Here is a 22,962-nt window from a genome sequence, read left to right on the forward strand (position 1 = left end):
AGTATTTTTATTTATTATAGTTTGGAGATTCTTTTGTTAATTCAACATCATGAGGATGTGATTCTCTTAAACTAGCAGAAGTAATTTTTACAAATTTAGTATTATGTCTTAAATCATCAATGTCTTTACTTCCGGTATATCCCATACCGCTTCTTAATCCTCCGTTTAATTGAAAGATTACATCTTTTGCATGTCCTTTAAAAGGAACTCTACCTTCAATACCTTCTGGAACTAATTTTTTTGCATCTTTTTGGAAATATCTATCTTTACTTCCTCTGCTCATTGCAGCAAGCGAACCCATTCCAACATAAGTTTTATACTTTTTACCATTTGCAATAATTTCTTCTCCAGGAGATTCTTCTGTTCCTGCAAAAATACTACCAAGCATCACGCAATTTGCTCCAGCCGCTAATGCCTTGACAATGTCGCCAGAATATTTAATTCCTCCATCAGCTACAATTGTAACATCTTTATCTTTTGCTCATTCATAAACTTCATTTATAGCACTAATTTGCGGAACCCCAACTCCAGCAACAACTCTTGTTGTACAAATACTTCCTGGACCTACTCCAACTTTCACAGAATTTGCCCCTGCTTCATACAACGCTTTTGCTCCGGATGCAGTACAAACATTTCCTCCGATTATGTTTAAGTCAGGGTATCGTTTTCTAATATTCTTAATAACTTCTAAAATGCTTTTACTATGACCATGTGCTGAGTCAACCACGATTACATCAACCCCAGCTTCAACTAAAGCTTTAACTCTTGGCATTGTATCTTCTCCAACACCAACTGCAGCACCGGCTCTTAATCTTCCTTGTTGATCTTTACATGCATATGGATAACTTATTGCTTTATCTATATCTTTTGTAGTTATTAAACCTTTTATTGTTCCTTCTTTATCAATAATTGGTAATTTTTCAATTTTGTTTTTTACCATTATTTGTTTTGCTTCTTCAATAGTTGTTTCTGGAGTTCCTGTAATTAAACCTTCTTTTGTCATAACTTCTTCAACAATAAAGTTGGTACTTTTAATATATTTAATATCTCTATTTGTAATAATTCCAATAAGTTTTTTGTTGTCATCAATTACAGGAAGTCCTGATACTTTATATGTTGACATTATTTTCATCGCTTCTTCAATTGTATTATTTTTAAATACCGTAATTGGATCTTTTATGAATCCAGATTCATTTCTTTTAACTTTTGAAACTTCTAATGCTTGCTCTTCAATTGTTAAGTTTTTATGAATTATTCCTAATCCACCTTCTCTTGCCATTGCAATTGCTAAATCAGCTTCAGTAACTGTATCCATAGCAGCGCTTATAACTGGCATGTTTAATGTAATTTTTGGAGTAAGTTGTGTTTTTAAACTAACTTCATTTGGTAAAACTTCTGAGTAATTTGGTACTAATAAAACATCGTCAAAGGTTATTCCTTCTCCAATTATTTTTCCAAATAAATTGTCCTTGTTCATATTTTAATCCCCTTTAACTATTCTCACTCAATGGTTCCTGGTGGTTTTGAAGTTATATCATAAACTACACGATTTACTCCACTGACTTTATTAATGATCTCATTTGTTACTTCTTCTAATAATTCTCATGGTAAATGACTTGCATTTGCTGTCATAAAATCAATTGTATTTACACTTCTTAATGCAACTACATAATCATATGTACGATTATCTCCCATTACTCCAACTGTTTTAACAGGAAGGATTGTTGCAAATGCTTGACTAACTTTATTATACAAGTCGTATTTAAATAACTTACTAATAAATATATCATCAACTTCTCTTAATATATCTGCTTTTTCTTTTGTTACTTCATTTATAATTCTAATTCCTAAACCTGGGCCTGGGAAAGGATGGCGATTTATAATTTTTTCATCAAGTCCTAGTTGTTTTCCAACTTCTCTAACTTCATCTTTAAATAAGGTCCTTAAAGGTTCTAATAATTCAAAGTTTAAATTATCAGGTAGACCTCCAACATTATGATGTGATTTAATCATTTTTGAACTGTGATTTTTAGATGATGATTCAATTACATCAGGATAAATTGTTCCTTGTGCTAAAAATTTTGCATTTTTCATTAATTTTGCTTGCTCATTAAAAACATCAACAAATTGTTTTCCAATAATTTTTCTTTTATCTTCTGGATCTTTAACGTTTTCTAAAGCTTTATAAAATTGATCACTTGCATCAACTAATTTGATATTCATATCAAAAAGTTTTGAGTATGCATCCATAACTTTTTTTGCTTCATCTTTTCTTAATAATCCTGTATCTACAAAAATACAAGTTAATTGTTTTCCGATCGCTTTTGATATTAAAGCTGCTGCAACAGAAGAATCTACTCCTCCACTAAGCCCTAAAATAACTTCTTCTTTTTTTACAACTTCTTTAATTTCTTTTACTTTGTGGTCAATAAAAATGTTCATACTTCAATCTTTTTTTGCTTCACAAATATCATAAACAAAGTTTTCTATCATTTGTGTACCTTCTTGGGTATGAGTTACTTCTGCATGAAATTGAATACCATACATTTTTTTAGCATCATTAGAAATAGCTGCAATTGATGCATCTGAATGAGCAATTTGTTCAAACCCTTCTGGCATTTTTATCAAATGATCAGCATGGCTCATTCATACTTGTTTTTTGTCACTAATATTTTTAAACAATTTGTCACTTGTCTTATCAATAAACAAAGTTGCTTTTCCAAACTCTTGATTATCTGCTAGTTCTACTTTTCCACCATTAATTTCTGCCATCAATTGCATTCCATAACAAACTCCAAGAATTGGTATATTTAAATTAAAGATTTCTTTATCGATTGTATATGCATCTTGTGCGTATACACTTGAAGGGCCACCTGATAAAATAATACCCTTCAGGTTTTTATATTTTTTTAAATCTATTGCTGTAGTTGTAAATGATATAACTTCACTAAATACCCCAATTTCTCTAACTCTTCTTGATAAAAGTTGAGTATATTGACTACCATAATCTAAAATTATAATCTGTGTGTCTTCCATTTAAATCTCCTATAAGTCTATGATAATTTTAACAAAAAAAATAAAAAAAACTCACAAGTTAAGTTGTGAGATGTTTTCTTTAAATGGGGCGTGTGAAGGGAATTGAACCCTCGAATGCCGGAACCACAATCCGGAGCGTTAACCACTTCGCCACACACGCCATATTAACTTTATTATTATACTAAAAAAAAGATTTGATTCATAAATAATAATAAAAACATTAAAAAAAGTAACTTTTTATAAGTTACTTTTAATTATGTTACAGTTAAAATTTCAGGTCTTTCTAAAATTTCTTTTACTTTTGCCAAAAATTTTCCCGCTTCTGCTGCATCAATAATTCTTTGATCAATAGTTAAACTAATATTCATCATAGCCTTAATTGCAAGTTTTTCATTACTTACAACAACAGGTTTTTTAACAACTTTACCAACACCAACTACTGCTGCATTTGGATAAAAGATAGTTGGAGTAGCTTGAATTGCTCCAATGTTTCCATAGTTAGCAATTGTTATTGTACTTCCTTCAACTTCATAGTTGTACAATTCTCCCGCTCTTAATCTTTGAGTAATTTCTTTAATATCAATTGCAACATCTTTAATTGACATTTTTTCAACGAATTTTAAAACTGGAATAATTAATCCTTCACTAGTTTCTGTTGCTAATCCAATATTATGATATTGCTTAATAACAACTTCATTTGTTTCAGGATCATAACTAGAATTTAGTTTAGGATGTTCTTCTAAAGCGACACTTATTGATTTTACAATAAATGAGATTGTAGAAAATTTAATACTATTGTGAGTTGTTTTTAATAAGTGTTTTAATTTTAAAATTGAAGACATATCAACTTCTGTAGAAATAGTTAATGGCGGAATATAATTTTGACTTAAAATCATTGATTTTACAGCTTGATTTCTATTTTCATTAACTTTCTCTCTTGTTACCATTTTATTCTCATCTTCACCTTCAAATTCCATATAGCCAATTGATTCTTCATTACTATTTTTTTCAAAATTTACAGTTTGCATATCATCATAATTTTTATTTTGTTGATTCATTTGATTCGTTAAATTTTCATCAAACTGTTGTTGATTAGGATAGTTTTGTTGAGGATAAAACTGATTTGGTTGAGGATTTTGTTGAGGATAAAACTGATTTGGTTGGTTATAAAAATGGTTTTGTTGAGGATTTTGTTGAGGATAAAACTGATTTGGTTGAGGATTTTGTTGAGGATAAAACTGATTTGGTTGGTTATAAAAATGGTTTTGATAGTTTGGATCTGATGCTCTTTTTAAATCATATTTGAAATCATCAATTTCTCTTTTAATAATTCCTTTAATATCATCATTTGAAACTTTTCCTGAACCTAATGGTATATTTTGAATTAAGTTTTGCATTAATATATATTGCATTAATTGAGAGAAAGTATCTGTTCCTCCATTTAAAGAACTTACTGTGTTTACTCTTTGGGTTGCTTGATTTAATTGATTTTGTTGTATTAACGCAGTTTGTAAATCATTAATTTGTTTTTGTAAATATGTGATAGTTTCATTTGCTTGATTTCCAGCCAAATTGATATATTCTCCTCCAACTTCATCAAGTTGTTTTTTGATTTGTTTTTGCACTTTTTTTGGTGTTGTGTCAGGAACTTCTTGAGTTACTGTCATTGTCGTGTTTTGCTCTGGTTTATAAAATTCATTAGCAGAAAACCAGTTTTTTTGATGTTCAAAATTTTCGTGTGCTTGTTGTTTTGTATTACTATAAACAACACCATTTTGTTGATCATTTTTTACTTCTAAATATGAAGTATATAAATTGCTTGCTCTTAATCATGATTCAAATTCTCTTTTTCCAGCTGGAGACTCCCCATATGGAACTTGCATTGATTGGCCAGTATTAGGATCTGTAATTGTAACTGGTTGAAGAAATTGTTGAGGGATTTTCCCTTCTTGCAAATATTGAACATATTTCGGAATGCTTTCATCCAAACCTTGTTCTACTGCTCTTCTTCTAGAAAGAATAGTACTTCTTTCATCTCTATTTTTCATTAAATTTCAACGTTTATTTACATCATATAAATTTGATAATTTTGATTCTGCATATGTTTTTTGTTGTTTATTATCAATTTCATTTATTAATTGTTCAGGTTTTTTTTGTGGCATTACAAAACCTCCATACGGATTCAAGTCATTTGCATCAATTAAAGTTGCTTCACTATCATAAACATATGCTCCAAATGAAGTACCAAAATCACCATCTTCACTGGCTTTTGCTCTCATAAAAACATCATCGTTTCTAACCTCTAGATTTTTGCTTCCTCTTTCAGCTCAACTTTGTTGTTGTATTGGTTGTTTTGGCATTTGACTCACCTCCTGAGGTTTTTGTCTATCTTTATCCATAATTGCATTTTCTTTTGTTGCAACTATATCTCTTTCTAAGACGCTAGGGTCTCCGCCACCCTTATTTAATTTTTCAATTCTAGAAGCAATAATATTTCTCATTATCAAAGGACGACCATTTTCGTCTAATTTAGACATAGCATCGACATGTTGTTCTGTATTAACTTCTTTATAATTATGCTCTTGCAATAATTTTTCTTTTCTTGCTTGAATCATTTGTCTAAATTTACTAGGACCTACTCCATCTTGTTTTTCAAAGATGTTTCCTCCACTTTTTATCATTTCTTGATTATCTATTTTTAGTAATTCTTCAGAAGAAAGATCTCCCAAAACTTTTTTTTGTGGAGAGTTTTTTATTGAATTTTGTATATTAGCTCTCATTTGAGCAAATCTGTCGCTTGCAGAATTATTGCTCTGTGTCATTTTTACATCCCTCTCCTCCAACTTTTTGTATTTTTCAACACTATCGACAATGTCATCTTCACCACTTGAGAAAGGAGTTATAGCTTGGTTATATCTGTTATAAACAACAGCTCCAGAAAATTGATCTGCATCACTTTCTACAGGTTGAAGTTTTTCAACTTGAACCTCATCAGGAATATAAATTCCTTTAACAACAGTATTTTCAACATTTCCGGGATTTGTAAATCTATTTTTAAACTTAGCTATTTCTTTTTCTCCAATAGCAATATTTGCAAGAATACTTCCATTTTTAACAGGGCTGCCTATCTTAATTGTTTTAACAACAACTCCATTATAGTTTGATTTAATAGTCACAGTACTTTTATCATCTAATTTTATAAGAGCAAAATCATCTCCAAAAGAGATGTCTTCACCAGTAAATAGTCACTCTGTTAAGATACCTTTTTGAGGTAAATTTCTAGCCCTTAAATGTACCACACTATCCCCGTTCTTTCCTATTATACCATTTTTTTACCCAATTTTTAAGTGTAATTAACCTATCAATAATTATATAACATTCTATAATAAAACTCTATTTTCCTATATAATCAATAAGAAAGGGGTTTTAAAAAAATGAGCAAAAAAGTTAGAGCACAAGATGATTTTTACTTACACGTAAATGGTGAGTGAATTGAAACTGCAGAATTTCCAAAAGGTTATGCAACTTGAGGAAGTTTTGAACAACTACACAAAAAATCAGTTACTGATGTTGAAAATTTGATTTTAGACATGAGTAAATCATCAAATTTAAATGACGATCAAAAGAAAATTGTTGCATTATTTAATAACTATTTAAATTATGACAAAAGAGACGAACAAGGAGTAAACCCAATCTTACCAATTATTGAAATTATTGATAAATTAAAAGATAAAAAAGACTTAACAACAACATTAATAGAACTTTCAAAAAAATTTGGATTCGCTTTCTTTGTGGATTTTGGTATTGATTCAGACTTTGAAGATAGCAATCTTAGAGCATTAGGATTGTCTCCAATGGGATTGGGAATGAGAGATAAAGATTTTTATGAAGAATCTCACAAAAGACATGCAGAAATTAAAAAAGCATATAAAAATTTTATAGAAATTTTTTCTTCTAAAGTTAGTCCGATCAGATTTTCATCAAAAAGCTTATTTGAATTAGTTTATAATTTTGAATTAGAACTAAGTAAAATAATGCTAAAAAATGAAGAAAAAAGAAATCCATCAAGAATTTATAATGTATTAACAGTTGAAGAATTGGAAAATTTAAATCCAAGTTATGGATGAAAAAGATTTTTAGAAGAAACTGGATATATTAAAGCAAAAAAAATTATTGTTACAGAACCAGCTTATTTATCAGGACTTGAAGCACAGTTGAATAAATTGAGCATTGAAGATATTAAAGACTTATTAAAATTTGATGTTGTTACAAGTTTTGCTGGATTATTAAGCACAGAATTACACAAGATTATGTTTGAATACAGTTCTATATTTAGTGGTGTTAAAGAAATGAGACCAGATAATGAAAGAGCTGTTGGGTTTACAAGTTCATTACTTGGAGAATTAATTGGAAAAGAATATGTAAAAAAACACTTTTCTGAAGAAGCAAAAAAAGATGTTTTATCAATAGTTAATGGGTTATTTGAATCATATAAATCTAGAATTAAAAGCTTAGAATGAATGAGTGAAGATACAAAAGTAAAAGCATTAGAAAAGGTAAATTCTTTTACAGTTAAAATTGGATATCCTGATAAATGAGAAGATTTTAGTAAAATTGAGATTAAAGATTACAATGATGGTGGTTCTTTATATGAAAATACAAAAAATATTAGATTACACTTCAGAGATAAAAATTTAAGAGAAATTAATGAACCTGTAGATAAGTCTAAATGACATATGTACCCTCAAACTGTAAATGCGTATTATAATCCAACTTCAAATGAGATATGTTTCCCAGCTGGAATTTTACAATTACCATTCTATAGTATTGATCAATCAAAAGCTAAAAACTGTGGTGGAATTGGCGCTGTAATTGGACATGAAGTAAGTCACGGTTTTGATGATCAAGGAAGCCAATTTGACAAAGATGGTAACTTTAAAAATTGATGAAAAGAAGAAGATTACAAAAAATACAAAGAAAGAACACAAAAATTAGTAGAACAATATAATGCTTATGAAATAAATGGTACACACGTTAATGGAAATTTAACACTTGGTGAAAACATTGGAGATTTAGGCGGATTAAGTGCTGCACTTGATATATGTTTAAAAGAAAATCCAGAAGATATTAAAGGGTTTTTTGAAAATTACGCTTTAGTATGAAGCAGAATTATTACTCCAGAAGAAAGAAATACAAGATTAGCAACAGATCCTCACTCACCTGAACAATTTAGATGTAATGGTATAGTTATTAATATTGATAAGTTTCACGAAGTTTATGAAACAAAACCTGGTGACGAAATGTATAAAGCGCCAGAAGATCGTATAAAAATTTGGTAATTAAAAACACGCAAAAGCGTGTTTTTAATTACTCTATTCTTCTTGTTGCTATTCCTTTTTTGACAAGTTTTGCGTATCAAGCAGCATCTCTTAAATTTTGTTTTATTATAGCTCTATCTTTTGTTTTTGCTTCATTTAGGATTTGTTTTAAAGCAATTTTATGTTGTTTTTTTTCTAAGTTCAACTTTTTAATGTCTGCTTTTTTCAAACCATTTTTTAATGTACGATTATTTCTAAATTCTATTAATTTGATTAATTTTTCTTTGGTAGAAAGATTTTTTAAACTTTTCAACCAATCTTTATACTCTTTTTTCATTTCTAATCTTATTAATTTTCTTTCGCTTCTTGCTTCTTGTCTTTTAAATTTTCTAAATCTTAATCAATAATCATGTTCAGCTTTTGAGATTAAATTTCCATCAATATCATGTCATCTATAATATTTCACGTTATTTATAAATAAATATAAATATTGAAAAAAAACAACTAAAGAAATTATAAATAGGTAGCCCATAACAACTTGACCTAATATCATTGATTCTGATTTATCATAACTTTGTCAAATTCTTTCTTGACCTGTTACAATATCTGTTGTTTTTAATTGACCATTATGTAAATTCATAAATCAATATGGATATCACATTTCACTATTATATGGATTTACTTTATCAGCAAATGCAATAAGATCAGTTGACCAAGGTCCTTTTGGATTTACTTTTCATACTCCATTTTCACAAATATAAGCCTTGGAAAAAAACTCAGGACCATAAGTTTCTCAGCGAAACTCTCCTCTAATAACTGCATAAAATGAGTATAAAACAGGATAAATGGTTATACCATATAATGAAAATCGAGCATGTACTCTTGGACTATAATAAGTATCTCCAGAAGATAGAATAAAATTAGTTATCATTATAAAAGGAACAAATAAATGCAAAATACAAGTTGTAAATCAATCACTCGCTCTAACTTTAGCAACATTACCTGTATGAGTATGCTGAGTTACAATTCCTGCTCAAAATACAACCATTGTCAAAGTTATATAAACAGTTACTCCAAGTTCAATTCCAAACGGTGGTTTTTTATTATAACTATATTGAGTAAATAAACTATAAAAAAGATAAATTACAACTAAGTAATTAGATTGTGTTGTAAAAAATGCATAGTAATGGCTAAATCTTTCTAAAACCGGAATACCATCAAGAGATGGTTTTGGTGATATCAATATTCTAATGAAATCAAAAATTAAAAATGATACTAAACCAATTAGTACCATTAATTTTAAAGAAAACTCAAAATTCTTATTAATCTTCATTAAAAAGCCTCCTATTAAATATTTTAGCAAATTACAATATAATTTAAATAAATTATTTTAATTATAAAAATTTCAAAGTTTCTTTACAAATCATTAACTCTTCATCTGTTCTAATTTTTATAATTTTTATAGCAGATTCGTTTGTTGATATTTCTAAATAATCATCATATTCTCTTAAATTTGTTTCATTATCCAATTTAAGATTTAATAAATGAACTTTATCTATTACTAATTTTCTTGTAATAAATGAATTTTCTCCAATTCCTGCAGTAAATACAATTGCATCTACTTTACCTTCTAATTGATTTGCAAATTTTAAAATATATTCTGCAATTCTTTGTGTATACATTTCTAATGCAACTAATGCTTTTTCATCGTGATTTTCAATTGCAGCCTTTGAAACTTCTCTCATGTCACTAGAAATTTTGCTTACTCCTAATAAACCTGATTCTTTATTTAAAGAATTGGTCAATTGATAAACATCTTGATTTAATTCTTTTGCCATATACTCAATAATTGATGGGTCGATATCTCCGCATCTTGTTCCCATCATCAATCCTGCTAATGGAGTTAAACCCATTGTTGTGTCATATGATTCACCATTTTTTACACAACACATACTTGCTCCGTTTCCCAAGTGACAAATTACAAGATTTAGATCATTTTTATTTTTATTTAATATTTGACTAGCTTTTTCAGTTATATAATCAAAACTAATTCCATGAAAACCATATTTTCTTACTTTATGGTTTTCATATCATTTTAATGGAACAGAATACAAATAATTTTTAGCAGGCATTGTTTGGTGGAATGAAGTATCAAAACATCCAACTAATTTTGCTTTTGGTAAACCCTTTTGAAAAGCATTTATAGCTGTTAATGCACCCGGATTGTGTAAAGGCGCTAATTTAATATTATCTTCAACAGCTTGTTTGTTTTGATCAGTTAGTTCAACAGGTTTAACAATTTTATCTCCACCATGAACTATTCTAAATCCAATTCCTTCAATATCTAACTCATTTTTAATAACATTTAACTCTTTAAAATGTTTTAAAATTGATTCAACAGTCATTAAATGGTTATCATATCTATCATTATATTCATACTTTTGATCTTCTATTTTTATAGTTAATGCTCCATCAACACCAATTCTTTCAGCTAATCCTTCGACAATTGGTAATGGACTGTTTTTGTCATTGGTTTCATATAACTTAAACTTAATTGAACTACTTCCTGCATTTACTACTAAAATCATTTATTTTGCTCCCTTCATAATAGCTTGATAAATTGTTACAACTGAGGTTTTGTAAATATCTTCAACAGTTGCTCCTCTTGATAAATCATTAACTGGTTTTCTTAATCCTAATATAAATGGTCCAATTGCTTCAAAACCTCCAAGTCTTTGAGCAATTTTATAACCTATATTACCAGCATTTAAATCTGGAAAAACAAAAACGTCTGGTTTTTCTTTAGTTATTCTTGAATTAGGATATTTTTTATCTCTAACGGCTTTTATAAATGCGCTGTCAAATTGCATTTCTCCATCAAATAAAAACCCATTAGTATCATCTTCCATACCTTTTAATCTATCTACTGCTTTTTTTACTTTATCAACTGTGGGACCTGAGCCAGAACCTGCTGTTGAATAACTTAACATTGCAACTTCTACATTTTTAACATTCAACTTTAATGCAAACCTTGCTGCCATATATGCAATATCTGCTAAATTTTTTGAGTCTGGATCAACATTTAAAGCACAATCAGTGAATATATAATCTTCTTCTCCTTTATGCATAATAAATATTGATGAAGCAATTGAATAATTTTCTGAAGTTTTAACAATTTGCAAAGCTGCTCTTAATGTGTCTGCTGTTGTATAATTTAAACCACAAACCATTGCATCTGCTAAATCCATATCAATTAATAATGCTCCATAGTAGTTTCTTTTTTGAACTAAAACTACCGCATCATGAACCTCTAATCTACCTTTTCTAATTTCTAAAATTCTTTGTAACATATCTTCATTTAAAGATTCTTTTACAACTGTATATTTAAGTCCAGGGTCTAAATCTTTTGGCACTTCAAAACTCCCATTAAATAATAAATTAACATCAGCTAATCCTTCTTTTTGAATTCTAGTGGCAACTTCTATTATCTTACTTTCTACACCTTCTGGAAAAACCAATCTTATTTTTTTATGATGTTCTAATATTTGTTTTTTTATATCTTCTATTGTAAACATTATTTTTTCCCTCTCTTATATAACTCAATCTCTTTAATACTAGTAGATGATATTTCTCTCTTTTCAGAATCAGCAATTAAAATTATTGTTTCAAGTTTTGGATTTAAATATTTATTAACATCATAAATTTCTCTTTCATAAGAAAAATCAGCTTCGTTTCTAACACCTCTAATGATATAACTTGCATTAAGTTTTTTTGCAAAATCTGCTGTTAACTCATCTTGATTTATCAATACTTCACAGTTTTTTACTTCTTTTGTAAAGTTTTTAACTTGAATAACTCTACTTGCTAAATTTGGTTCCAACTCTTTTGCTATATTCTTAGTTATTACTATGTATACCTTTGAAAATAGTTTAACTGCTTTGTTTAGTATGTCCAAATGTCCTTGATGAAACGGATTGAAACTTCCAGGATATATAGCAATCATAATTTACCTCTACTTCAATATCTTTATTATTTTATTCTATTTTTATGAAATTCTTTTGCTTTTTTCCCCTTTTTAAGAAAAATTTTTTAAAAAAACAAAGCAAATGCTTTGTTTTTTTAGTAGTAATTGAAATATTTTTTTATTTCTCATTCTGTAACTTCAGTTTTATATTCTTCTCATTCATTTTGTTTATAATCTATAAACTTATTAAATAATTCTTCTCCTAAAAAATCTTTTATATAGTTTGATTCTTTAAAGTACTTTATCGCATCATTTAAATCAATTGGTAAATTATCTATTTTTAATTGATTTTTTTCTTCTTCTGATAAATTAAACAAGTTTTTTTTAATTGGTTCATAAGATTTAAGTTTATTTTGTATTCCATCAATTCCTGCCATTAAAATTGCACTTAATGCTAGATATGGATTACAACTTGAATCAACTGATCTTACTTCGATTCTTTTTGCGTGTTTATTTGCAGCAGGAATTCTTATCATAGTTGATCTATTACAATCACTTCATGCAATATAACAAGGCGCTTCATAACCAGGAACTAATCTTTTAAATGAGTTAACTGTTGAGTTTGTTAATAGTGAAATAGATTTTGCATTTTTTAAAACTCCATTAATAAAGTATATTGCCATATCGCTTAAACCATTTGGTTTAGATTCATCATAAAATAAGTTATTATTATTTTCGTCAGCTATTGAGCAGTTTGCATGCATTCCACTTCCATTTATTGATTTAATTGGTTTTGGCATAAATGTTGCATACATGCCATACCTTTTAGCAACAGATTTAACTAAAACTTTAAAAGTTTGTAATTTATCACAAGTATCTAATGCATTTGAATATTCAAAGTTAATTTCGTGTTGAGAATTTGATACTTCATGGTGAGAAACTTCCATTTTAAAATTCATTTTTTGTAATTCAAACATTATTTCTCTTCTCACTTTAAATGACACATCTAAAGCTGGAGTATCAAAATAAACACTATTATCAGTATGTTCTAAAATTGGTTGTTTATTTTCATCTAATTTGAATAAGAAAAATTCAGGTTCAACTCCAACATTAAAAGTATGTCCAATTTTTAAATCTCTCATTTTTTGTATACAATTTTTTAATATACTTCTTGGATCACTATGAAAGTGCTCTTTTTTTGATGTAAATACATCACATAAGAATCTTCCCACTTTGTAATCTTCAGTAGTTTCGCTTTCTAAAATAAGTCAAGTACTTAAATCAGGATATAAATACATATCTGCATCATCAATTTTTGCAAATCCTTTAACAGAAGATCCGTCAAAAATAACTTCATTATTTAAAGCTTTATCAATATTAGTTGCAGGTATTTCTAAACTTTTTAACATACCTAACATATCTGTAAATTGTAATTTAATGAATTTTATGTTTTCTTTTTTAATTATTGCAATAATGTCTTCTTTTTTCATTTTTATATCTCCACTAAATCTATTATATATAAATAACTTTATTAAGTAATTAATAAATTTTTTAATTTAAATAAGTTTTGACAGATATTAAATTTTTATATTTGTTAAAATTATTATATTTAGGAGATAAGATATGAATGTTTTATTAGTTGATGTTGGTAACTCTACTGTTGATTTTAGAGTTTGAAATAAAAAAACAAATATTATGACAAAAATTTTTAGACCAGAAACTCATGAAAAAGAATTTAAATCAAGCTCAAGATTAAAAAGAAAAATATTAAGTAAAAATATAGGTTTTGATGAAATTATTTATTGCTCTGTTGTTCCAGAATGAAATGATATTATAAGAGCGTTAGGTCAAAGTGTTGGAGTAAAAGTTTATAACTTTAGAAATGAGTTAGTTATTAATAATAGCGATTTTAATTTAGAAGGTGTTGAAAATATTGGAGCTGACATTTTAGCAAACTTTAGTGCTGTTAAGTTAAAACACAAACTTGATAATGTAGCTGTGATTTCAATGGGAACTGCTACAACAATATTTGTTGTACAAAATAAAAAATTTCAAGGAGTAAGTATATCTCCAGGTTTGGAAACATCCATTGATGGTTTAATAAGTAAAGCGTCTTTACTAAAAAACTTTGTATATGCAAAAACAAATGTAGATATCGGAAAAACAACCAATGATGCAATTAATCTAGGAGCTTGTAACGGACATTTTTTTATGATTAAGGGTTTAATAGAATATTTTAAAACTAAATTTACAATTGATAAGGTCATAATTACTGGTGGAATAGCAAATATTTTTGAAGATGATATATTTGAATTAAATTATACTTTAAATGAGCAATTAATTTTCGAAGGTATAATTGAAGTGTATAAGCAAATAAAAAAAGAGGGTTAATTTGTACTTGTCAATTAAAATTGACATTAAAAAGATACTTTCTCCATACGAATTTCTTATGGAGTTTTTTTTATGCTTCAAGTTAGGTCTAACATAATTATAAAAATCAATATAATCTGAAATTATTGTGTATATATTTGAATAGTTTAGCTCTTTTGTTTTATAAGTATAAATGCATTCATTTTTTATTGTTCCAAAAAATGATTCACACGCTCCATTATTATGAGAGTTATCTCTTCTTGACATAGATATACTAATCTTGTTATCGTCACATAAACTTTTTCATGTTTCATTGGTATAAGGGCTACTTGATCAGAGTGAATAATATCATGAGCACCTCTCTTTTTAATTGCAGATATAAGATTTGTATAACATAATTTACCATTAGGACTATTAGATAACTTTCAATCTACAATTTCGGAGTTATACAAATCTTTTATAACAGATAAATATGCATTTCCTGAATCAGTTTTTATATAAGTTACATCCGTAACTCATTTTTGATTTAAACTATATGATTTAAAATTTCTATTTAACAAATTATCATATCTCAAAGGACCAGACTTATCATATTTAGGTACTCTTTTTTTCGAACTGCTTTTAAATTATTAGTTTCATATATCTATAAACAACTCATGGTTTTAAATTTTAATTAAAATATTTATTCAAAAGTAAAGTCATCATATTGTATCCAAATCGTTTTTTAAATAAGTGAAAAATAAGTTTGATTTTGATAGCTAATATTCGATTATAGTTTTTATTCATAGGTTTTCCGTTTTTTAGTCATTGTAAATAACCAAATCTTGAAACACCTAGATATTTACAAACTAAGGTTAAAGTAAACTTTTTTGAGCAATTAAAAATGACGAAGTACTTTTTCTTAGTTGTCTTCGCCAAATGCTTTTTTAGTGCTCGCTCCAATTTTAATGCTTATCTTAATTCTTCTGTTGTCATATCAACAGGGTCTTTAAAAATTCAATCATGAGACTTAAATTTCTTTATATTTCCTTTTGTTTGAATTCCATTCCCTCATTCAAGAACGCCTTCACCTTTAGTTTTAAATTCAGATCTTCATCTATTGATTGTACTAGTGATAACATCATATTTTAATGCAGCATTTGTTATTCCTATTTTTTTAGATTCTTCAATTATTTTAATTTTTTCATTTTTTAATCATTGTTTTGCCATATAAAAAGAACACCTTTCAATAAAATTTTAACAATAAAAGTACTTTTTTACTGTCAATTTTATTTTAGATGTTCAAATTACTCTTTTTTATTTGCATACCTCTTTCGACAATTTCTCTACATTTAACAACATAATCTTTGGTTGGAGGTTCAACATCTTTTAAATAAAACCTCATTTTTAAATTTTCGTATTTTGGAATCATCATATTATGATATGGTAGCATTTCAAATCTTTCCATATTTTTTAAAGTTCCAACAAATTTTCCCATTTTTAATAAATCTTGCTCATCATCTGTATAGCCTGGAACTAAAACGTGTCTTACTCACATTTTAGCATTGTTATCATCTAAAAATTTAATTCCTTGTAAAACATTTGTATTTGGTCTTGATGTCAAATTAATATGTTTTTCATTATCTATATGTTTTAAATCTGCAAGTATTAAATCGGTATATTTTAAAAGTTCTTTTCACTTTTCTTGAACTGCTGGAATTTCTTGATATGTTCCTAAGCAAGTATCTAAGCAAGTATTAATTCCTTTTGCTTGAGCTGCTTTAAAAACTTCAATACAAAAATCAATTTGGGCAGTTGCTTCTCCTCCAGAAAGAGTTATTCCACCTTTTTTGTAAAAGTTTTCATTTTTTTTATACATAGCTAAAATCTCATCAACACTAATTGTTTTTTCATGTTTAAATTCAATTGTTTCTGGATTGTGACAATATTTACATTTGAAGAAACAACCTTGTAAAAATATTACTAATCTAATCCCTGGGCCATCAACAGCGCCAAAACTTTCCGTACTACTATAATATCCTGTTTTATGATCTTTTATTTCTTGACTCATCTTTTCAATAAAAGGAGAGTACCTTTTAAAGTACTCTCCTTTTTCAACTTTCTCTAATTACATTGATTGATGGAAAGTTCTTGAAATAACTTCGTCTTGTTGAGATTTGGTTAATTTAATAAAGTTAACAGCATATCCTGAAACTCTGATTGTTAATTGAGGATAGTTTTCTGGATGTTGTTGGGCATCTAATAAAACTTCACGTTTTAAAACATTAACATTTAAGTGGTGCCCTCCATTGCTCATATATCCATCTAACATATTAACTAAATTATCTTGTTGTTGTTTTGAAACTTTTTTGTCCATAATTTTATTCTCCCTTTCAGATACTTTTTTTATTATCTATATTATATCACTTTTTTATTTCAATGCGTCTTTTGGAATTTCTCCAGTAATTTTAATTTCTCCTGAAATTACTAAATCTTCATCTTTTCCAAGAGCATTTGGTACAACTGAGAAAGTATTTGAAATTCCATCCGCTGCATGTTTGAATGGTATTTTAGATACTGATGCTAATGAATTTACAGCTCCTGTGCAATCACGTCCATGCATCGGGTTTGCTCCTGGTGCAAATGCTTCAGGATATCTTCTACCACATGGAGTATCTCCAGTTGATTTTCCATAAACTACGTTTGAAGTAATTGTTAAAACTGACATTGTTGCTTCTGAATTTCTGTATGTGTGATGTGATCTAATTTTGTTCATAAATACTTTAACCACTTTTTTAGCTAAATCATCAACTCTATCGTCATTGTTACCAAATTTTGGGAAGTCCCCTTCTGTTTTATATGATGTTACAATTCCTTTTTCATCACGAATTGGATAAACTTTTGCATATTTAATTGCTGATAATGAGTCGGCAACTACTGATAGTCCAGCGATTCCTGTTGCAAAGAATCTATGTACATTTGTATCATAGAAACACATTTCTGCACTTTCATAGTAGTACTTATCATGCATATAGTGAATTACATTTAATGTATTTACATATTTGTCCGCAACTCAGGTCATCATATTATCAAATTTTGCTCATACTTCATCAAAATTTAATGGTCCATCGCCAGTTAATACTGGTTCATATTTAGGAGAGATTTGTTCTTTTGAGATTTCATCGACACCTCCATTAATTGCGTATAATAGTGTTTTTGCTAAGTTAGTTCTAGCTCCAAAGAATTGCATTTGTTTTCCAACTCTCATTGGCGACACACAACAAGCAATAGCATAGTCATCACCATGAGTAGTTCTCATAATATCATCATTTTCATATTGCATTGACGAGAACATAATTGAATATCTTGCACAGAATTCTTTAAATCCGTTTGGTAAACTTGTTGATCATAAGATTGTTAAGTTTGGTTCTGGTGAAGGTCCCATATTTGATAATGTGTGAATGTATCTAAAACAGTTTTTAGTTACAAGCGGACGTCCGTCTAATCCCATACCAGCAATTGATTCAGTTGCTCAAACTGGGTCTCCTGAGAAAATTTCATTATATGCAGGAGTTCTTGTGAATTTAACAATTCTCAATTTCATAACTAAATGGTCAACTAGTTCTTGAGCTTCTTCTTCAGTTAAGATGCCTTTTTCTAAATCTCTTTCAACATATATATCTAAGAATGTTGCAGTTCTACCAAATGATTCAGCTGCACCATTGTTTTGTTTAATTGCTGCTAAATATGCCAAGTAAGTAAAGTTAAATGCTTCGGTTGCATTCTTAGCTGGTTTTAATACATCAAAACCATAACTTTTTGCCATTTCTGTAATATCTTTTAATGCTCTAATTTGTTCTGTAATTTCTTCTCTTAAACGGATTTTTTCTTCAGTCATTTCTCCATCAATTAAAGATGCATCTTTAATTTTTTCTTGCATTAAAAAGTCACTTCCATAAAGAGCTAATCTTCTATAATCACCAATAATTCTTCCTCTACCATAAGTATCTGGAAGCCCTGTAACGATATGGCTTTTTCTAATTTTTCTCATATCTGGAGTATATGCGTCAAACACCCCTTGATTGTGAGTTTTACGATATTTTGTAAAGATTTCTTTTACACGATCAGATACTTGGAAACCATATGATTCGTTTGCTTGAATAGCCATATTAATACCACCTCAAGGCATTAAACCTCTTTTAAATGGTTTGTCTGTTTGTAAACCAACAACTTTTTCAAGTTTTTTATCAATAAATCCTGCCGCATGTGAAGTAATTGTTTGAGGTACATCACTATCAACATCTAGAACACCGCCAGCTTCTCTTTCTTTTTTAGATAACTCCATAACCATTTCTCATAGTTTTGTGGTGTTCTTAGTAGGACCTGCTAAGAAAGAATCATCACCTTCATAAGGTCTATAATTTTTTTGTATAAAGTTTCTAACGTCAACTTCTTCAGTTCATGATCCTTCTTCAAAACCTTCTCATTCTTTAAATTTCATTTTAATTGCCTCCTTAAAGATATTATCTACTAAAAATAAAAAATTTTCTATAAATTTATACTATTTATAGAAAATTATTTAATTATGAGAATTTTTTTATTGGATTGCCATAATATGCATCTAAATAAATTTGTTTAATATCTTCTATTAATGGATATCTTGGGTTTGCACCAGTACATTGATCATCAAATGCATCTTCTGCCATTTTTTCAAGTGATTTTTGAAAGTTTTTTTCATCAACTCCATAATCTTTAAATGAGGCATATAAACCAACTTCTTTTGTTAAATTTTGAACAGTTTCAATTAAAGCATCAACTAATTGTTCATCGGTTTTTCCTTTTAATCCTAGTTCTCTGGCCATTTGAGCATATTTTTCCATTGAATTTTGTACTTTATATTGTGAAAAGTAAGTTTGTTTTCCACCTTCTAATAGACATGCAGCATTATATCTAATAATGTGTGGTAATAAAATAGCATTAGCTGCACCATGAATTACATTGTGATATCCTCCGACTTTATGCGAAAGTGAATGAACCAATCCTAAGAAAGCATTTGCAAATGACATACCTGCAAATGTTGCTCCATCCATAACTTTCGCTCTTGCTTCTACATCTTCGGTTCCGTTTTTATAAGCTCTTGGTAAATAGTTTAAAATGTTTTTTGCTCCTTGAACTGCATATCCATCTGTATATTCAGTTGACATAACAGAAACATAAGCCTCTAAACAGTGAGTTAATGCATCTAATGCAGGTGCATTTGTTGCATTTTTAGGCACTGTCATAGTTAATTCAGGATCAATAATTGCCATGTTTGGTGTTAATGAATAATCTGCCAAAGGATACTTTGTATGTGTCTCATCATCAGTAATAACCGAGAAAGGAGTTACTTCTGATCCCGTACCTGAAGTAGTTGGAATACATAGCATTTTTGCTTTTTTACCAGTGTTTGGATATCTTACGATTCTTTTTCTAATATCTGCAAAAGTAACAGCTAAATCTTTAAAATTAACTTCTTCTCCATCGTTTTCATACATTAATCACATAAGTTTAGCAGCATCCATGGATGAACCACCACCAAACCCGATAATTAAATCTGGTCGATATTGTTTCATATCTTCTGCACCTTTTTTAGTTGTTGATAACATTGGGTTTGGTTCTACACCATCAAATACTGTGTAACTAATTCCCAATTTATCTAATTGCTCTGTAATTCTTTTACCGTATAATTGGTTAATTATTTTATCAGTTACGATATATACTTTTTTAATATCTCATTCTCTTAAATCTTCAAAAGCATACTGTAGTGACCCATATTTATGATAAATTCTTTCTGGTAATCTTAATCACTGCATATTTTCCCTTCTTTCTGCAATAGTTTTAACATTTAATAAGTTTAATGGACCAACATTTTGTGAAAATGAGTTTTTTCCGTGAGTTCCACACCCAAGTGTCATACTTGGGTCCATACCAAAGTTATACATATCTCCAACTCCACCGAGAGATGAAGGAGAGTTAACTAATAATCTACCTGGATTTAATCCTTTAAATAATTCTAATCTATCTTTATGTTTATCAACATCACATCATAATGATGCTGTGTGACCTGCACCCATTTTTAAAATTTCTCTTGAAACTTTAATTGCTTCTTCAAAACTTTTCACTTTATATGCAGCAACATATGTTGAAAGTTTTTCATGTGCTAAAGGTTCATCATAACTTGTATTATTTGCTTCAACAATAATAAATCTTGTAGTTTCAGGAACTTTAATTCCTACAATTTCCGCAACTTTTAATGCCGATTTACCTACTAAATCCGCATTTAATAGACCATATTTTCCTTCTTTAAACATTGCTTTTCTAAATTTATTTTTCTCGTCTTCAGAAGTTACAATATAACTATTCTTTTGCTTAAATAACTCTATTGTTTTATCATATACTGATTCTAAAATTACTAAAGAGTTTTCGGTTGCACAAACAACCCCATTATCAAATGTATTTGATTGTACAATTGATGAAGTTGCAACATCTAAATCAGCTGAATCATCAATAATTGCTGGTGCATTCCCAGCTCCAACTCCAATTGATGGAGTTCCTGATGAATATGCTGCTTTAACCATTCCTGGGCCCCCTGTAGCTAAAATTATATCTGAGTTTTGCATAACATAATTTGTTTTTTCTAAACTCGGACAATCTAATCAAGCTATAATATCTTCTGGCGCTCCTGCTTTAAACGCTGCTTCATATATAATTTTTGCAGCTTCTATAGTACAATTTTTTGCCCCAGGGTGAGGTGAAATAACAATTGCATTTCTAGTTTTTAAAGCAAGTAAACATTTAAAAATTGCAGTTGCAGTTGGGTTAGTTGTAGGAATAACGGCTCCGACTATACCAATTGGTTCATACACTTTATGTATTCCTAAAGCCTTATTTTCATAAAATGTTCCAACTGTTTGTAAATGTCTATATTTGTTATAAATGAATTCACTTGCATAGTGGTTTTTTAATATTTTATCTTCAAAGATTCCCATTGAAGTTTCATTATGAGCTAATTTTGCTAACATAATTCGATTTTCATTAGCTGCTAATGCAGCTGCTTTAAAAATTTTGTCTACTTGTTCTTGAGTAAATGTTGAATATTTTTCATAAGCTTTTCTTGCTTTTTCAAAAACTAAATCCAATTCTTCCATTTTTAATATCTCCTTACTCAATTATTATAGACTAATTGGAAAAATTTTTGAAAATTTTATTTTTTTCCCTACTTTTAGAAAAAAAATACATACTATAAAAGTATGTATTTTTGTGTACACAAAATAAATATAAATTAACGCTTTGAGAATTGTGGTGATCTACGCGCTCCATATAGACCGTATTTTTTACGTTCTTTAACACGAGCATCACGGGTTAATAAACCTTTACCTCTTAAATCTGTTTTATAATCTTTGCTTGCTTCTAATAAAGCTCTTGCAATTCCTAAACGAGCGGCTCCAGCTTGACCTGTGAAACCTCCACCTTTAACTGTAATTTTAATTGAAAAGTCTTCTTTTGTACCTGTAGCTTCTAAAGGTTGTTCCATATCTTGAACTAGTGTAGGATATGGAAAAAATTCTAGTGCAGGTTTACCATTTACGATAATCCCACCTTTACCTGGAGCTAAAATGACTTGAGCAATAGAAGATTTTCTTCTTCCAGTTCCTCTATACATAACTGAGTCTTTTTTGATAACAGCCATTATTTATCTCCTTTTCTTGAATTAATCACTAAAACCTCTGGGTTTTGTGCTTGGTGTGGATGTTCACTACCAGCATAAACGTGCAATGCACGGTATTGGTTAGCTCCTTGGGTATTTTTAGGTAACATTAATCTTACAGCTCTTTCAATAATTCTTTCTGGGAACAATTGACGTTGTGTTTTAACGTTTCTTGATTTTAATCCCCCTGGATACATTGAATGGTGGTAGTAGTTTTTATCCGCTTCTTTTTTACCAGTTAAAACAACTTTTTCTGCATTAATAATGATCACGTGATCTCCATTATTAATGTGAGGTGTAAAATCAGGTTTATGTTTTCCTCTTAATACAGTTGCAACTTGAGTTGATAAACGACCTAATATTGCATCTGTTGCGTCAACTACATATCATTTCTTAGCTATATCTGCTGTTTTTATAAGTGTAGTTTGTTTCACTGTGCTTTTTCTCCTTCGCTTCCGGGGCTTGTGAGTAAGCATATATATTATATACTAGTAATTTAAATAGTTGTTAAAATAATTTGTCTTTATTTTAGTTTTTTGTCTTTTTTA

At 28.7% G+C, this 22,962-nt stretch carries 18 protein-coding genes, 1 tRNA gene and 2 pseudogenes; 2 read left to right on the forward strand and 19 right to left on the reverse strand.

The window, feature by feature from the left end:
• Nucleotides 1-7: 7 nt before the first annotated feature.
• The 4 genes from guaB to STABA_RS05910 form a co-directional block, all read right to left on the reverse strand.
• Nucleotides 8-1,477, reverse strand: a complete 1,470-nt coding sequence (guaB, locus tag STABA_RS05030) for an IMP dehydrogenase (RefSeq protein WP_156007188.1) — start codon at nucleotides 1,475-1,477, stop codon at nucleotides 8-10.
• A 17-nt stretch (nucleotides 1,478-1,494) separates the two neighbouring features.
• On the reverse strand, nucleotides 1,495-3,036 hold the full coding sequence (gene guaA, locus STABA_RS05035; protein WP_156007190.1) for a glutamine-hydrolyzing GMP synthase: 1,542 nt from the start codon (nucleotides 3,034-3,036) through the stop codon (nucleotides 1,495-1,497).
• An 84-nt stretch (nucleotides 3,037-3,120) separates the two neighbouring features.
• Nucleotides 3,121-3,196, reverse strand: a tRNA-His gene (locus STABA_RS05040).
• Nucleotides 3,197-3,290: 94 nt separating this feature from the next.
• Nucleotides 3,291-6,335 carry a 2-oxo acid dehydrogenase subunit E2 gene (locus STABA_RS05910; protein WP_246157323.1) on the reverse strand — a complete coding sequence of 1,015 codons (3,045 nt, stop codon included), beginning with the start codon at nucleotides 6,333-6,335 and terminating at the stop codon, nucleotides 3,291-3,293.
• 135 nt (nucleotides 6,336-6,470) lie between these two features.
• Between STABA_RS05910 and STABA_RS05050 the strand changes: the two genes are divergently transcribed.
• On the forward strand, nucleotides 6,471-8,375 hold the full coding sequence (locus STABA_RS05050; protein WP_156007192.1) for a M13 family metallopeptidase: 1,905 nt from the start codon (nucleotides 6,471-6,473) through the stop codon (nucleotides 8,373-8,375).
• 28 nt (nucleotides 8,376-8,403) lie between these two features.
• Here the strand turns inward: STABA_RS05050 and STABA_RS05055 are convergent, their stop codons facing one another.
• From STABA_RS05055 to glnA, 5 genes are all read right to left on the reverse strand, one after another.
• Nucleotides 8,404-9,687: a hypothetical protein gene (locus STABA_RS05055; RefSeq protein WP_156007194.1), complete on the reverse strand. Its 1,284-nt coding sequence runs from the start codon at nucleotides 9,685-9,687 to the stop codon at nucleotides 8,404-8,406.
• A 61-nt stretch (nucleotides 9,688-9,748) separates the two neighbouring features.
• Nucleotides 9,749-10,942 (reverse strand): acetate kinase, encoded by a 1,194-nt coding sequence (locus STABA_RS05060; protein ID WP_156007196.1) that lies wholly within the window; start codon nucleotides 10,940-10,942, stop codon nucleotides 9,749-9,751.
• A complete protein-coding gene (gene pta / locus STABA_RS05065) occupies nucleotides 10,943-11,929 on the reverse strand; it encodes a phosphate acetyltransferase (protein WP_156007199.1) in 987 nt (328 codons plus the stop codon). It lies immediately after the preceding gene.
• Complete coding sequence (coaD, locus tag STABA_RS05070; RefSeq protein WP_156007201.1) at nucleotides 11,929-12,360, reverse strand: pantetheine-phosphate adenylyltransferase; 432 nt, start codon at nucleotides 12,358-12,360, stop codon at nucleotides 11,929-11,931. The genes pta and coaD overlap by 1 nt, the downstream gene beginning before the upstream one ends.
• Nucleotides 12,361-12,473: 113 nt before the next feature.
• Nucleotides 12,474-13,808 (reverse strand): type I glutamate--ammonia ligase, encoded by a 1,335-nt coding sequence (glnA, locus tag STABA_RS05075; RefSeq protein WP_156007203.1) that lies wholly within the window; start codon nucleotides 13,806-13,808, stop codon nucleotides 12,474-12,476.
• Between the two features lie 133 nt (nucleotides 13,809-13,941).
• Between glnA and STABA_RS05080 the strand changes: the two genes are divergently transcribed.
• The gene (locus tag STABA_RS05080) at nucleotides 13,942-14,709 is read left to right on the forward strand and encodes a type III pantothenate kinase (RefSeq protein WP_156007204.1); all 768 of its coding nucleotides are present in this window, start codon (nucleotides 13,942-13,944) and stop codon (nucleotides 14,707-14,709) included.
• Here the strand turns inward: STABA_RS05080 and STABA_RS06110 are convergent.
• The 10 genes and pseudogenes from STABA_RS06110 to rplM form a co-directional block, all read right to left on the reverse strand.
• Nucleotides 14,656-14,955, reverse strand: coding sequence for an integrase core domain-containing protein (locus STABA_RS06110; RefSeq protein WP_156007206.1), 300 nt, complete (start codon nucleotides 14,953-14,955; stop codon nucleotides 14,656-14,658). The genes STABA_RS05080 and STABA_RS06110 overlap by 54 nt on opposite strands.
• Nucleotides 14,895-15,248, reverse strand: a complete 354-nt coding sequence (locus STABA_RS05090) for a DDE-type integrase/transposase/recombinase (protein ID WP_156007208.1) — start codon at nucleotides 15,246-15,248, stop codon at nucleotides 14,895-14,897. The genes STABA_RS06110 and STABA_RS05090 overlap by 61 nt, the downstream gene beginning before the upstream one ends.
• A gap of 109 nt (nucleotides 15,249-15,357) precedes the next feature.
• A complete protein-coding gene (locus STABA_RS05095) occupies nucleotides 15,358-15,630 on the reverse strand; it encodes a hypothetical protein (RefSeq protein WP_156007210.1) in 273 nt (90 codons plus the stop codon).
• 9 nt (nucleotides 15,631-15,639) lie between these two features.
• Nucleotides 15,640-15,897 (reverse strand): hypothetical protein, encoded by a 258-nt coding sequence (locus STABA_RS05100; protein ID WP_156007212.1) that lies wholly within the window; start codon nucleotides 15,895-15,897, stop codon nucleotides 15,640-15,642.
• A 64-nt stretch (nucleotides 15,898-15,961) separates the two neighbouring features.
• Nucleotides 15,962-16,738 carry a pyruvate formate-lyase-activating protein gene (gene pflA / locus STABA_RS05105; RefSeq protein ID WP_156007214.1) on the reverse strand — a complete coding sequence of 259 codons (777 nt, stop codon included), beginning with the start codon at nucleotides 16,736-16,738 and terminating at the stop codon, nucleotides 15,962-15,964.
• 57 nt (nucleotides 16,739-16,795) lie between these two features.
• A pseudogene (locus STABA_RS06115) lies at nucleotides 16,796-17,395 on the reverse strand (glycine radical domain-containing protein).
• Nucleotides 17,369-19,168 (reverse strand): annotated as a pseudogene (locus STABA_RS05115) (pyruvate formate lyase family protein); the annotation flags it as partial. The pseudogenes STABA_RS06115 and STABA_RS05115, both read right to left, overlap by 27 nt.
• Nucleotides 19,169-19,250: 82 nt before the next feature.
• Nucleotides 19,251-21,854 (reverse strand): bifunctional acetaldehyde-CoA/alcohol dehydrogenase, encoded by a 2,604-nt coding sequence (gene adhE / locus STABA_RS05120; RefSeq protein WP_156007217.1) that lies wholly within the window; start codon nucleotides 21,852-21,854, stop codon nucleotides 19,251-19,253.
• Between the two features lie 134 nt (nucleotides 21,855-21,988).
• Nucleotides 21,989-22,396 (reverse strand): 30S ribosomal protein S9, encoded by a 408-nt coding sequence (gene rpsI, locus STABA_RS05125; RefSeq protein WP_170264713.1) that lies wholly within the window; start codon nucleotides 22,394-22,396, stop codon nucleotides 21,989-21,991.
• On the reverse strand, nucleotides 22,396-22,848 hold the full coding sequence (rplM, locus tag STABA_RS05130; protein ID WP_156007218.1) for a 50S ribosomal protein L13: 453 nt from the start codon (nucleotides 22,846-22,848) through the stop codon (nucleotides 22,396-22,398). Before rplM ends, rpsI begins: the two co-directional genes overlap by 1 nt.
• Nucleotides 22,849-22,962: the final 114 nt, after the last annotated feature.

This window comes from Spiroplasma tabanidicola (genome assembly GCF_009730595.1).
Lineage (GTDB): Bacteria > Bacillota_I > Bacilli_A > Mycoplasmatales > Mycoplasmataceae > Spiroplasma_A > Spiroplasma_A tabanidicola.